Source organism: Streptomyces sp. NPDC050704, from assembly GCF_040654355.1.
Classification (GTDB): Bacteria; Actinomycetota; Actinomycetes; order Streptomycetales; family Streptomycetaceae; genus Streptomyces.
This window is the reverse complement of record NZ_JBFAHW010000014.1, coordinates 74,977-88,717: the sequence shown is the minus strand read 5'-3', so window position 1 is coordinate 88,717 and position 13,741 is coordinate 74,977. Positions and strand designations below refer to the sequence as shown.

Below are 13,741 nucleotides of genomic sequence, written 5' to 3'. Positions count from 1 at the left end.
CGGCCCGTCCCGGCCGGCGACGTGACGTGCTGCCACTCCTCGTGGCAACGGAAACGGAAACGGAAGGCACCCCCGCATGACCGACGCCGCCGCTCTGCCCGGCCAGCCACGCGGCGGGGTCCTGTCCGGCCCCGCCACCCCGCGTGCCGTCAACGTCCTCGCCCCCAACGCGTCCGCGATGACCCTGGACGGCACGAACACCTGGATCGTGGCCGAGCCGGACTCCGAGCTGGCGGTGGTGATCGATCCGGGCCCCCTGGACGATGTACACCTGCGCAACGTCATCGACATCGCGCAGAAGGCCGGCAGGCGGGTCGCGCTGACGCTGCTGACGCACGGGCATCCCGACCACGCGGAGGGTGCCGCGCGGTTCGCGGAGCTGACGGGCACGAAGGTGCGGGCGCTCGACCCGGCGCTGCGGCTCGGCGACGAGGGCCTGGCGGCCGGAAACGTGGTCACCACGGGCGGCCTGGAGCTGCGCGTCGTGCCGACGCCCGGCCACACCTCCGACTCGCTCTGCTTCCATCTGCCCGCCGACCGGGCCGTCCTGACCGGCGACACGATCCTGGGCCGGGGCACCACGCTCGTCGCGCACCCCGACGGGCGCCTGGGCGACTACCTGGACTCCCTGCGGCGCCTGAGGTCCCTGACGGTCGACGACGGCGTGCACACGGTGCTGCCGGGCCACGGGCCCGTCCTGGACGACGCCCAGGGCGCCGTCGAGTTCTATCTCGCGCACCGCGCCCACCGCCTCGCCCAGGTCGAGACGGCCGTCGAGGACGGCCGCACGAGCCCGTCCGAGGTCGTCGCCCACGTCTACGCCGACGTCGACCGCTCGTTGTGGCCGGCGGCGGAGCTGTCGGTACGGGCGCAGCTGGACTATCTGCGGGAGCACGGGCTTATCGAGGAGGCGTGAGGCCCGCGAGACCTACAAGGCCCGCGGAGACCTACAAGGCCCACGAGAAGGACCCCGCCGTGTGGCAGGGTCCCTCGGGCGCGTACGAAGTCGCCTACTACGTAGACGTACGAAATCAGCGCGAGCGCTTGGCGAGCCGCTCCACGTCCAGCAGGATCACCGCGCGGGCCTCCAGGCGGAGCCAGCCGCGGCCCGCGAAGTCGGCGAGCGCCTTGTTGACCGTCTCGCGGGAGGCGCCGACCAGTTGGGCCAGCTCCTCCTGGGTCAGGTCGTGCACGACGTGGATGCCCTCCTCGGACTGCACGCCGAAGCGGCGCGAGAGGTCCAGGAGTGCGCGGGCCACCCGGCCCGGGACATCGGAGAAGACCAGGTCGGACATCTGGTCGTTGGTCTTGCGCAGGCGCCGGGCGACGGCGCGCAGCAGGGCGGCGGCCACCTCGGGCCGCACGTTCAGCCAGGGCTGGAGGTCGCCGTGGCCGAGGCCGAGCAGCTTGACCTCGGTCAGCGCGGTGGCGGTCGCCGTGCGCGGGCCCGGGTCGAACAGCGACAGCTCGCCGATGAGCTCGCCGGGGCCGAGGACCGCCAGCATGTTCTCGCGGCCGTCGGGGGATGTGCGGTGGAGCTTCACCTTGCCCTCGGTGACCACGTACAGGCGGTCGCCGGGGTCGCCCTCGTGGAAGAGGGCGTCACCACGCGCGAGGGTCACCTCACTCATGGAGGCGCGGAGCTCCGCGGCCTGCTCGTCATCGAGCGCCGCGAAGAGCGGGGCGCGCCGCAGAACGTCGTCCACGAGTTCTCTCCTTGTCGACCTGCTCAGGGGATCTTGTTCCCCGGTGTACCCGGGGACCGTGCTCCCCATCTTGCTGGACGGTCCAAACAGTGTGATCAGTCACAAGTCTGCCGCACTGGAGTCCCAGGCAGTGCGGCAGGGGGCCAATTGGGGGCCGATCCACGAGGGCCGGGGCGGATGTCAGCGGTGGGCTTTAGGCTGGCCGAGTGTCCAAATCGCCGGTGAGAGCACAGGCCAAGGGGGCTGGACGGGTGGTTGTACGTCGTGATTCCGCTGTGGGCGAACAGGGCCCCGGTGGAACGAAGAAAACGACAAAAGCGGCAGCGTCCGGGCCGGTGAAGAGGTCGGCGGGGGCCGCCGGGAAGGCCGCGGGGGTGGCGGCCGAGGAGATGGCCGCGTCCGCGAAGAAGGCCGCGTCCGCCAGGAAGGCCGCTGCCGTCAAGAAAGCAGCGGCCGTCAAGAAAACTGCCGTCCCGAAGAAGCCGGCCGTCCCGAAGAAGACCGCCGGGACGACCGCCAATCGGGCGGCCGAGAAGGCCGCCACGAAGAGCGCACCGTCCAAGGCGGCCGCCAAGAAGCCCGCGGTCGCCAAGAAGTCCGCACCAGCGAAGAAGTCCGTACCCGCGAAGAAAGCCGCGCCCGCCGAAGTGACCCCCGCCAAAATCGCCCCCGCCAAGCCTCCCCGGAACGAGTCCCGCACCGCCCTCGTCCGCCGGGCCCGCCGCATCAACCGCGAGCTCGGCGAGGTGTACCCGTACGCGCATCCGGAGCTGGACTTCGAGAACCCCTTCCAGCTCGTGCTCGCCACCGTCCTGTCCGCCCAGACGACCGATCTGCGGGTGAACCAGACGACGCCGGCGCTCTTCGCCAAGTACCCCACCCCCGAGGACCTGGCCGCGGCGAACCCGGAGGAGGTCGAGGAGATCCTCCGGCCGACCGGGTTCTTCCGTGCCAAGACCAAGTCGGTGATAGGGCTCTCCAAGGCGCTGCGGGACGACTTCAAAGGCGAGGTCCCCGGCCGCCTCGAAGACCTCGTCAAGCTCCCCGGAGTGGGCCGCAAGACCGCCTTCGTGGTGCTGGGCAACGCCTTCGGGCGCCCCGGCATCACCGTGGACACGCACTTCCAGCGGCTCGTCCGGCGCTGGCAGTGGACCGACGCGAAGGAGCCGGAGAAGATCGAGGCGGCCGTCGGCGAGCTCTTCCCGAAGAGCGAGTGGACGATGCTCTCGCACCACGTGATCTTCCACGGCCGCCGTATCTGCCACGCCCGCAAGCCCGCCTGCGGCGCCTGCCCGATCGCCCCGCTCTGCCCGGCGTACGGGGAGGGCGAGACGGACCCGGAGAAGGCGAAGAAGCTCCTGAAGTACGAGAAGGGTGGCTTCCCGGGCCAGCGCCTCAATCCTCCCCAGGCCTACCTGGACGCGGGCGGCATCCCCGCACCGCCGCTGGGGGCGCCCGTGCCCGGTTCACCTCCGCCAGGGGCCGGATGACGGAGGCCGGATGACGGAACGATCTGCGGACCCGCAGGCGTTGAGATCAGCAGAACGGGGGTGGCGATGACGCGCGCGAGCCATACGCACGACAGACAGGGCGGCGGTACGCACGACATGCGGGGCGGCGATGTGGACCTGATCAAGGACGGCCTGCCCGGCTGGCTGGACCCGGTGGTGCGGGCCGTCGAGACGGTGGAGCCGCTCCAGTTGAGCCGCTTCCTGCCGCCCGCGGACGGCGCGGGCCGCCAGTCCGCCGTACTGATCCTGTTCGGGGACGGCGAGCGCGGTCCCGAGCTGCTGCTCATGGAGCGCGCCACCTCGCTCAGGTCGCACGCCGGGCAGCCGTCCTTCCCCGGTGGCGCCCTCGACCCCGAGGACGGCGACCCGAAGGTCGACGGGCCGCTTCGGGCCGCTCTCCGCGAGGCCGAGGAGGAGACCGGGCTGAACCCCGGCGGCGTCCAACTCTTCGGCGTGCTCCCGAAGCTCTACATCCCGGTGAGCGGCTTCGTGGTCACCCCGGTGCTGGGCTGGTGGCGCGAGCCGACCCCGGTCGACGTGGTCGATCCGAACGAGACGGCCCGGGTCTTCACCGTCCCCGTGGCGGATCTCACGGACCCGGCCAACCGCGCGACGACGGTCCACCCCAGCGGCCACCGAGGTCCGGCGTTCCTGGTCGAATCAGCTCTGGTCTGGGGCTTCACCGCCGGAGTCATCGACCGCCTCCTGCACTACTCGGGCTGGGAGCGACCTTGGGACCGCGACAAGCAGGTCCCGCTCGACTGGCGCGCATGACAGGGTGGCCTCCGTGAACGTGCTGGACATCCTGTTGCTGGTCGCCGCCGTGTGGTTCGCGATCGTGGGCTATCGCCAGGGGTTCGTCGTCGGCATCCTGTCGGTGACCGGCTTCCTGGGCGGCGGCCTCGTCGCGGTCTACCTCCTGCCCGTCGTCTGGGACGCGCTGACGGACGACGGGACGGTGGGCACGACCGTCGCCGTGGTCGCCGTGGTCATCGTGATCGTCTGTGCCTCGGTCGGCCAGGCCCTGACCACCCACCTCGGCAACAAGCTGCGCCGGTACATCACCTGGTCCCCGGCCCGCGCCCTGGACGCCACGGGCGGCGCTCTGGTCAACGTCGTGGCGATGCTGCTGGTCGCCTGGCTGATCGGCCTGCTCCTGGCCGGCACGCCACTGTCGACGCCCGGCAAGGAGATCCGTAACTCCAAGGTGCTGCTCGGCGTGTCCAGGGTGCTGCCCGACCAGGCGGACACCTGGTTCGACGACTTCTCCTCGGTACTCGCGCAGAACGGCTTCCCCCAGGTCTTCAGCCCGTTCTCGAACGAGCCCATCAAGGAGGTGAAGGCCCCCGACCCCGCGCTCGCCGACAGCGCGGCCGCGGCCCGGGCCCAGCGCTCCATCGTCAAGGTCACCGGCACCGCCGAGAGTTGCGGCAAGGTCCTCGAAGGCACCGGCTTCGTCTTCGGGCAGCGCCGTGTGATGACCAACGCGCACGTGGTGGGCGGCGTCGATGAGCCGTACGTCCAGATAGGCGGCGAGGGCAGGCGGCTCGCCGCGAAGGTCGTGCTCTACGACTGGGAGCGCGACATCGCCGTACTCGACGTGCCGGATCTGCGGGCGCCCGTCCTGCAGTTCACGACCAAGGAAGCCGTGACCGGGGACAGCGCGATCGTCGCGGGCTTCCCCGAGAACGGGTCGTACACCATCAACCCCGCCCGCGTGCGCGGCCTCATCACGGCCAATGGCCCGGACATCTACCACCGCGGCACCGTGCAGCGGAAGGTCTACTCGCTGCACGCGACCGTGCGCCAGGGCAACTCCGGTGGCCCGCTGCTCACCCCGGACGGCAAGGTGTCCGGGGTGGTCTTCGCGAAGTCCCTCGACAGCGCCGAGACGGGCTACGCGCTCACCGTGGACGAGGTCCAGGAGGACATCACCCGGGGCCGTACCGCCAACCAGCAGGTGGACAGCGACAGTTGCGCGCTGTAGCCCGGCAGCTCGGCGGCGTCGGGAGGACCGGCCGCGAGGGTCGCACGTACGAGGGCCCCGGCCGAGGACTCGGTGGAGGACTCAGCCGCGAGGATGGCGCAGGCGCGCCGAGACCCAGCGGGCCCGACGCCTGAGAATGTGCGGGATTCCCAGCCGAGGATCGGTGCCCTGTAGTTGCGGGGCACCCCTCTGGTGGGAGCTCAGACCACTGGCCGAGCGGCGGTTTCGTGCTGCGTCACTGTAGTCGTGCGTCCAGCCCATACCCCGACGTCTGCCCCTGCCCCAAGGTCGATAACCGCCCCCACTCCCCCCAATTGGCCTATGCGCCAGGCAATTGGCTGTTCGTAGGACAAGTGTTCCCCGGGGCGCGTCGGACGTGCGGTGCGGCGGCGTCGGCGGGCCCTCAGTCGGCCCTCGGCGGGCCTCAGCGGTCCGGCTCGGGGTCCTTCAGCCAGTTCACCAGTTCGGTCGAGAACGCCACCGGGTCCTCCTCGTGGGGGAAGTGCCCCAGCCCGTCGAACAGCCGCCAGCGGTACGGCGCTTCGACGTACTCCCCGGATCCCGCGGCGCTCCGCGTGCGCATCACCGGGTCGAGCGAGCCGTGCAGATGGAGCGTCGGCACCCGCACCGGCCGCTTCATGCGGCGGTTGAACTGGATGCCGTCAGGGCGGGCCATCGAGCGCACCATCCACCGGTACGGTTCCAGCGCGCAGTGCGCCGTCGACGGGATGAGCATCGCGCGCCGGTACGCCTCCACTGCCTCGTCGTCCGGCAGCCGCGGCCCGGACCAGTCCCGGATGAGCCGGCCGACCAGGGCGCTGTCGTCGGCGAGGAGTTGACGCTCGGGGATCCAGGGCCGCTGGAAGCCCCAGATGTACGAGCCCGCCGCGGTCTGCTTCATGTCCGAGAGCATCGCCGAGCGCCAGCGCCGGGGATGCGGCATCGAGGAGACCGCGAGCCGGCGGACGAGCTTGGGCCGCATCACGGCCGCCGTCCACGCCAGATAGCCGCCGAGGTCGTGGCCGACGAGCGCGGCGTCGGGCTCGCCGAGGGACCGGACGACCCCCGTGATGTCGAGCGCGAGGTTCGCCGGGTCGTAGCCCCGGGGCGTGCGGTCGCTGCCGCCCACACCCCGCAGGTCCATCGCGACGGCGCGGAAGCCCGCGTCGGCGAGCGCCACGAGCTGATGCCGCCAGGTCCACCAGAACTGCGGGAAACCGTGCAGCAGCAGGACCAGTGGCCCGTCGCCCATCTCGGCGATGTGGAACCGCGCGCCGTTGGCGGCGACGTCCCGGTGGGTCACCTCGTGCCCGCCGGGAACGTCGAGCCGTACGACCGAGGTGGGTTGCGCCGAAGGTGATTGCCCCGCAGGGATGGAGGGGTCCGTCATGAGGACGAGCGTGCCACAGCCTTGCCGCTGTCACCGACCCGCTCCGCCGGGCCCACCTCACGGGGGTGCGGTTTCACGTTCTGCAGTACGGCTGCCGATTCCTTGACCGAGGCCGCGGTCTTCTGCGGACCCTTGCCCTTCTGGGCCTTCTTCGCGAAGACCACACCGATCAGCGCGAGCACCCCGGCCACCACCACGTTCGCCGCGAACGACAGCAGGAAGCAGACGGCCAGGTTCCAGTCGCTCCAGGTGCGGATGCCGTACGCCAGGGCGAAGCTCAGCATCGGGAGGGAGAAGATCAGTACCATGCCCGCCGCCGCGAAGGCGCCGCCGCCGACCGCGCCGCGCTTGACGTCCCGCCTGAGCTGCGCCTTCGCCAGTGCGATCTCGTCGTGCACCAGTGCGGACATCTCGGTCGTCGCCGAGGCGAACAGCTGGCCGATGCTGCGTTCGGCGCCGACCGGGCTGCCGTCGGGTGCGCTCATCGCGTTCTCCCTGTTCTCTTGGGACGTCCTCTTAGGGCTCTTAGGACTCTTGGGACGTTCTCTTGGGGCGTTTTCCGTACGTGTCGGACCGTGCGTGTCAGATCATGCCGGACCGTCGTCCTCATCGCTTGCCCCGGCCGTCACTTCGGCAAGCCTCCGGTGCTCTGCGGCCTTCCGCTCGTAGATGTCGGCCATCCGCAGGTGGTACGCAGGGTTGCCCACCTCGTAGATGTCGGGGATGCCGTCCTGGTCCTCGTCGCGCTCCTCGTCCTCGTACATCTTGCGGTACTTGGCGTTGCGGATCTTCAGCAGCGTGCCCGCCAGGACGGCCGCGATCAGGGAGCCGACGAGCACGGCGGCCTTGACCTCGTCGGTGAGCGCCTGGTCGCCCTCGAAGGCGAGTTCGCCGATGAGCAGCGAGACGGTGAAGCCGATGCCCGCGAGCGAGGCCACCGCGAAGACGTCCGGCCAGGCCAGGTCGTCGGAGAGCGACGCCCGGGTGAAGCGGGCCGTCAGCCAGGTGCCGCCGAAGATGCCGAGCGCCTTGCCGACGACCAGGCCGAGGACGACACCGAGGGTCTCCGGCTGCGCGAACACATCCCCGAGTACGCCTCCGGAGACCGCGACCCCGGCGCTGAACAGTGCGAACAGCGGTACGGCGAGGCCCGCCGACAGGGGACGTACGAGGTGTTCGATGTGCTCGCCCGGGGAGCGCTGTTCGCTCTCGTCCTTGCGGGGGGTGCAGCGCAGCATCAGGCCCATCGCGACACCGGCGATGGTGGCGTGGACGCCGCTGTTGTACATCAGCCCCCAGATGACGAGGCCGAGCGGGACGTACACGTACCAGCCGCGTACGCCCTTGCGCACCAGCAGCCAGAAGACGGCGAGGCCGACGGCGGCGCCGCCGAGGGCGGCGAAGTTCAGGTCCTCGGTGAAGAAGACCGCGATGATCAGGATCGCGAAGAGGTCGTCGACGACGGCGAGTGTGAGCAGGAAGGCGCGCAGGGAGTGCGGCAGCGAGGTACCGATGACGGCGAGGACGGCGAGCGCGAAGGCGATGTCCGTCGCGGTCGGTACGGCCCAGCCGGCGAGCGAGCCGCCGCCGGTGACGTTGACCAGTACGTAGACGAGCGCGGGTACGGCCATGCCGCACAGCGCGGCGACGACCGGGAGCGCGGCGGCCTTCGGGTCCTTGAGGTCGCCGGCGACCAGTTCACGCTTGAGTTCGATACCGGCGACGAAGAAGAAGACCGCGAGCAGCCCGTCGGCGGCCCAGTGCTGGACGGAGAGGTCCAGGCCGAGGGAGGCGGGTCCGACGTGGAAGTCGCGGACGGCTTCGTAACTGTCCCGCAGGGGGGTGTTCGCCCAGATCAGCGCGGTGATCGCGGCGACGAGGAGGAGTACGCCGCCGACCGTCTCGGTGCGCAGCGCGTCCGCGACGAAGGTCCGCTCGGGGAGCGAGAGCCGCCCGAGGACCTTGCGGTCCTTCCCGGCTTCTTCGGGAGCGGGATCGGGGTCGGGAGCGGGGGAGGGGGTGGGCGCGGACACGGGGACGACCTCCGGTCGGTGGGCAGCACTGAGCACATGCCGACCAGACTTCCCGGCGCACCTATAGATTTCTGAGTTCTCTTGTCGCGTTGTTGACGCGTTCCTCAGCTTATCCAAGCTGCGGCCGGAGCCAAACGGTGATCTTCACGTTAAACGCGGAAGGGGCACCCGGCGCGTCCGGCGCCGGGTGCCCCTCAGCTCGTACGTCAGGTCGTACGGCAGCTCCGTACGTCAGTCCTCGCTGGGCGCCGCCGGGAGCTTCGCCTGGATGAGGTCCATCACCGTGGAGTCGGTGAGCGTGGTGACGTCACCGAGCTCACGGTTCTCCGCGACGTCACGGAGCAGGCGGCGCATGATCTTGCCGGAGCGGGTCTTCGGCAGCTCGGCCACCGGCAGGATCCGCTTGGGCTTGGCGATCGGGCCGAGGGCCTTGCTCACGTGGGCGCGCAGGTCGGCCACCAGGCCCTCGTCCTCGGCGGAAGCCGTCCCGCGCAGGATCACGAAGGCCACGATCGACTGGCCGGTCGTCTCGTCCGCCGCGCCCACGACCGCCGCCTCGGCGACCGACGGGTGCGAGACGAGCGCCGACTCGACCTCGGTGGTGGAGATGTTGTGCCCGGACACGAGCATCACGTCGTCCACCCGGCCGAGCAGCCAGATGTCGCCGTCATCGTCCTTCTTGGCCCCGTCACCGGCGAAGTACTTGCCCTCGAACCGCGACCAGTACGTGTCGAGGAACCGCTGGTCGTCGCCCCAGATGGTGCGCAGCATCGACGGCCACGGCTCGGTGAGCACGAGGTAGCCACCGCCGCCGTTCGGCACGTCCCGCGCCTCGTCGTCGACGACGGTCGCGGAGATGCCGGGCAGCGGCCGCTGGGCGGACCCGGGCTTCGTCTCGGTCACGCCCGGCAGCGGCGAGATCATCATCGCGCCGGTCTCGGTCTGCCACCAGGTGTCCACGATCGGGGTGCGGTCGCCGCCGATGTGCTTGCGGTACCACATCCAGGCCTCGGGGTTGATCGGCTCACCCACGGACCCCAGCACCCGGAGGCTGCCGAGATCGAACTTCGCGGGGATGTCGTCGCCCCACTTCATGAACGTACGAATGGCCGTGGGCGCGGTGTAGAGGATCGTCACGCCGTACTTCTGCACGATCTCCCAGAACCGCCCCTGGTGCGGGGTGTCCGGCGTGCCCTCGTACATCACCTGCGTCGCGCCGTTCGCGAGCGGCCCGTACGTGATGTACGAGTGGCCCGTCACCCAGCCGATGTCGGCCGTGCACCAGTAGACGTCGGTCTCCGGCTTGAGGTCGAAGACGGCGTGGTGGGTGTACGCGGCCTGGGTGAGGTAGCCGCCGGACGTGTGCAGAATGCCCTTCGGCTTACCCGTCGTCCCCGAGGTGTAGAGGATGAAGAGCGGGTGCTCGGCGTCGAACGCCTCGGGCGTGTGCTCGGCGGACTGCCTGGCCGTGATCTCGTGCCACCAGACGTCGCGGCCCTCGGTCCAGGCGACGTCCTGGCCGGTACGGCGCACGACGAGCACCTTGTCGACACCGGGGGCCCGGGAGACCGCGTCGTCGACGGCCGGTTTGAGCGCGGACGGCTTGCCGCGCCGGTAACCGCCGTCGGAGGTGATGACGAGCTTGGCGTCGGCGTCCGCGATGCGGGTGGCGATGGCGTCGGCCGAGAAACCGCCGAAGACGACGGAGTGCGCGGCGCCGATGCGGGCGCAGGCCAGCATCGAGACGACGGCCTCGGGAATCATCGGCAGGTAGATGGCGACCCGGTCGCCCTTCTCGATGCCCAGCTCCGTCAGGGCGTTCGCGGCCCGGGAGACCTCGTCCTTGAGCTCGGCGTAGGTGATCGCGCGGCTGTCGCCGGGCTCACCCTCGAAGTGGATGGCGACGCGGTCGCCGTGCCCGGCCTCCACGTGCCGGTCCACGCAGTTGTACGCGACGTTGAGCTTTCCGTCCGCGAACCACTTGGCGAACGGCGGGTTCGACCAGTCCAGCGTCTCGGTCGGCTCGGTGGCCCAGGTCAGCCGGCGGGCCTGCTCGGCCCAGAAGCCGAGCCTGTCAGCCTTGGCCTGTTCGTACGCCTCCGCGGTGACGTTGGCGTTCGCGGCCAGGTCGGCGGGCGGCGCGAACCTGCGCTCTTCCTTGAGCAGGTTGGAGAGGGAGGGGTTCTCGCTCACTGTCCCGTCTCCTCCCCCAGCAGGTTGGCCAGGCTTTCGTTGCTCACGACATCTCCCTTTCCCGGGGTGTCCGTTGTGTCCCAGGCCAGCTCATCAGACGTGGACCCCTGGTGACAAGGGCCGCCCGAGAATTGGTTTAGACCTGTGTACGGATCTTGTGTGCAGCCGGCCCTCGGCGCACCGGGGGGCCACACGTTCTCACGGACGGGGGAGGGCGGCGGTTCAGGCTCGCGGGCGGTCCCGCGTGCGCGGACCCGTGCGCGGACGCCTTCGTGGACCAGTGCGCGGGAGGACCGCGGTGGCCGCCGGGGCGGCTCAGGCCGGGGTGTCGGAGCCTGCCGGGGCGGCCGCGGCTCAGGCCGGGGTGTCGTACAACGCCGTCGCCGTGACCCGGTCGAAGAGTTCCCCGTCGGGCTCCTCGTGGCGGGTGGGCTCCGTCAGCAGATACGCCTGGGCCTCGCCCACGTGGAAGTACATCCCGTGCAGTTCGAGCGCGCCTTCCTCCAGCGCCCGCGCCACGGCCTCGTGCGCCCGCAGATGCTCCAACTGCTGCACCACGTTGGTCAGACAGAGCTGCTCGACGGCATCCGCGGGCGCCCGCCCGGTGATCCGCGCCCACGGCCGGTCCTTCGCGGCCATCCGCTCCAGACTCGGCAGCCCGTGCCGCAGCCACCGCTTCAACGGCGTCCGCGCGCCGCCCGGTTCGGTGTTCATCAGCGCCTGCATCGCCCCACACCCGGAGTGCCCGCACACCGTGATGGACCTCACCTTCAGTACGTCCACCGCGTACTCGATCGCGGCCGCCACCGAGTCGTCCCCGCTCTCCTCGCCGGGCGGCGGCACGAGATTGCCCACGTTCCGTACGACGAAGAGGTCGCCGGGGCCGCTGGAGGTGATCATCGATGTGACCAGCCGGGAGTCGGCGCAGGTCAGGAAGAGCTGTGAGGGCCGCTGCCCCTCCCGCGCGAGCCGGGCCAGCTCACCGCGAACCAAGGGCGCGGTGTTGCGCTGGAACGTGCTGATCCCGCGCGCGAGTTGATGCCCGCTGGGGCTCTGAGGGTCCGCGGAACCCGTCGGCTCGTCCCCGGATCCGCCGGCCGACGCGTCCTCCGGGCGCTCGCAGTGGTGGTTGCGCCACGGGGTCCACGGCCGGCAGTTGCAGTGCGCGGCCTGCCCGGGGCCGTGCTTGTCGTGCGGCTCCGCGAGCCGTGCCCCGGTGCGCCCGGTCAGCTCGACGCGACCGCCCTGCGCGAGGTGCGCGCTCTCCCAGTCGTGCAGCGACTCGTACGCCGCGTGGTCCATGAACGAGCCGTCCAGCTCCACGACGGCATCGGCCCCCTGGGGCACCAGGTGCAGCGTCCGGCTCAGGCGCGGCACGGCGAGGAACGTCAACTGCCCGCGGACCCGCACATGGTGGACGCCTTCCGGGTCCCGCTCGTGGGTGATCCGCGTGCGCGTGAGCCGGTGCAGCGCGACGGCCACGGCCACGCAGACACCGATCAGCACTCCTTCGAGGACGCCGAGGAACACCACGCCGGCCGTCGTGACCGCGTACACCGGGATCTCGCGGTGGCGGGTGACGGTGCGGATGTGGTTGATCGACACCATCTGTACGCCGACGGCCATCACCAGCGCGGCGAGCGCGGCGAGCGGGATCAGGTCGAGCACGGGCACCAGCAGCAGGGCGGCGACCCCGATCCACAGCCCGTGCAGCATGGTCGAGTCGCGGCTCACGCCGCCCGCCTGGACGTTGGCCGCGCTGCGTACCGCGACGCCCGTGACGGGCAGTCCGCCGAGGACGCCGGAGGCGATGTTCGCCGCGCCCTGGCCGCGCAGCTCCCGGTCCAGGTCGGCGCGCGGGATGCGCGGGCCGCGTTTCCGGGCGGCGACCAGCTTGTCCACGGCCACCGCGGAGAGCAGCGACTCGACGCTGCCGACCAGCGCCACGGTCAGGACGGCCGCGACGATGCCGAGGACGGGCCCTTCGGGCAGCCCGACGAGGGTGTGGCTGCTCCAGGAGGGCAGGTCGACCCGGGGCAGCCGCAGCCCGGCGAGGGACGCCACGGCTGTGGCCACCGCGACGGCCGCGAGCGCCGCCGGGATCGTACGGACGACTCGCCCCGCCCGCCCGGGAACGCGCGGCCACAGCAGCAGTACGGCCAGTGTCAGGGCGCTCATCGACAGGGCCGCCCCATGGAGGTCGGCCAACTGGGCGGGCAGCTCGCGCATGTTGTCGATGACGGAGCTGTGGGGGGAGCCGCCCAGCACGATGTGGAGCTGGGCGACGGCGATGGTGATGCCGATACCGGCCAGCATGCCGTGCACGATCGCGGGGCTGACGGCGAGGGCGGAACGGGCCACTCGCAGGAACCCCAGACCGAGTTGGGCGAGACCGGCCAGCACGGTGATGGCGCAGGTCGTACGCCACCCGTACGTCTGGATGAGGTCGGCGGTGACCACCGTGAGCCCGGCGGCGGGCCCGCTCACCTGGAGCGGCGCGCCGCCCAGCCGGCCGGCCACGAGCCCGCCCGCGGCGGCGGCGACGAGTCCCGCCTGGAGTGGCGCTCCGGTGGCGAGGGCGATGCCCAGGGACAGAGGGAGGGCGATCAGGAAGACGGCGATCGATGCGGACAGATCGGAGGCTCTGATCCGGGGTGAAGAGTTGTCGGTGCGGGTGGGGTCGCAGGCAGGCATGTTCCCGTCTCCTCCGGGGCTACGCGGTCGCTTGGGACGCGGCCGTGGGTCACGGCGTACAGCGGCGGGATTTATCAACGCTCGGTAAATGAATGGTAATGGAGAGTAAAGACCCCGTACGAAAAAGTGGTGCAAATAGGTCAGTAATTCACTCTGGCGAGTGATTGGGCATTTTGATCGGCTTGTCGTACTACTTCCTCCCTCGGTCCCTGCGACCTTGATGGCGC

At 70.8% G+C, this 13,741-nt stretch carries 10 protein-coding genes and 1 pseudogene; 4 read left to right on the top strand and 7 right to left on the bottom strand.

All coding sequences use genetic code 11. The features are described 5' to 3' along the window. Positions 1 to 76: 76 nt before the first annotated feature. Positions 77 to 916, top strand: a complete 840-nt coding sequence (locus AB0I18_RS10700; RefSeq protein ID WP_363105049.1) for an MBL fold metallo-hydrolase — start codon at positions 77 to 79, stop codon at positions 914 to 916. 115 nt (positions 917 to 1,031) lie between these two features. On the opposite strand, the gene AB0I18_RS10695 is transcribed toward AB0I18_RS10700, so the two are convergent. Then, entirely contained in the window at positions 1,032 to 1,706 is a 675-nt protein-coding gene (locus tag AB0I18_RS10695; RefSeq protein ID WP_010986016.1) for a Crp/Fnr family transcriptional regulator, read from the bottom strand. A gap of 389 nt (positions 1,707 to 2,095) precedes the next feature. On the opposite strand from AB0I18_RS10695, the gene nth reads away from it, so the two are divergent. From nth to AB0I18_RS10680, 3 genes are all read left to right on the top strand, one after another. Further along, positions 2,096 to 3,196, top strand: a complete 1,101-nt coding sequence (gene nth, locus AB0I18_RS10690) for an endonuclease III (RefSeq protein WP_363105112.1) — start codon at positions 2,096 to 2,098, stop codon at positions 3,194 to 3,196. Between the two features lie 117 nt (positions 3,197 to 3,313). Continuing rightward, complete coding sequence (locus AB0I18_RS10685; RefSeq protein ID WP_363105111.1) at positions 3,314 to 3,991, top strand: CoA pyrophosphatase; 678 nt, start codon at positions 3,314 to 3,316, stop codon at positions 3,989 to 3,991. 13 nt (positions 3,992 to 4,004) lie between these two features. Then, entirely contained in the window at positions 4,005 to 5,204 is a 1,200-nt protein-coding gene (locus tag AB0I18_RS10680; RefSeq protein ID WP_363105048.1) for a MarP family serine protease, read from the top strand. An 81-nt stretch (positions 5,205 to 5,285) separates the two neighbouring features. Here the strand turns inward: AB0I18_RS10680 and AB0I18_RS10675 are convergent, their stop codons facing one another. The 6 genes and pseudogenes from AB0I18_RS10675 to AB0I18_RS10650 form a co-directional block, all read right to left on the bottom strand. Further along, positions 5,286 to 5,465, bottom strand: a complete 180-nt coding sequence (locus tag AB0I18_RS10675; RefSeq protein ID WP_266500130.1) for a hypothetical protein — start codon at positions 5,463 to 5,465, stop codon at positions 5,286 to 5,288. A 163-nt stretch (positions 5,466 to 5,628) separates the two neighbouring features. Then, complete coding sequence (locus AB0I18_RS10670) at positions 5,629 to 6,594, bottom strand: alpha/beta hydrolase (RefSeq protein WP_363105047.1); 966 nt, start codon at positions 6,592 to 6,594, stop codon at positions 5,629 to 5,631. Beyond that, entirely contained in the window at positions 6,591 to 7,079 is a 489-nt protein-coding gene (locus AB0I18_RS10665; protein ID WP_363105046.1) for a phage holin family protein, read from the bottom strand. Before AB0I18_RS10665 ends, AB0I18_RS10670 begins: the two co-directional genes overlap by 4 nt. A gap of 102 nt (positions 7,080 to 7,181) precedes the next feature. Continuing rightward, entirely contained in the window at positions 7,182 to 8,627 is a 1,446-nt protein-coding gene (gene nhaA / locus AB0I18_RS10660; RefSeq protein ID WP_363105045.1) for a Na+/H+ antiporter NhaA, read from the bottom strand. 231 nt (positions 8,628 to 8,858) lie between these two features. Beyond that, positions 8,859 to 10,852, bottom strand: a pseudogene (acs, locus tag AB0I18_RS10655) (acetate--CoA ligase). Positions 10,853 to 11,174: 322 nt separating this feature from the next. Further along, a complete protein-coding gene (locus AB0I18_RS10650; protein ID WP_363105044.1) occupies positions 11,175 to 13,514 on the bottom strand; it encodes a SulP family inorganic anion transporter in 2,340 nt (779 codons plus the stop codon). Positions 13,515 to 13,741: the final 227 nt, after the last annotated feature.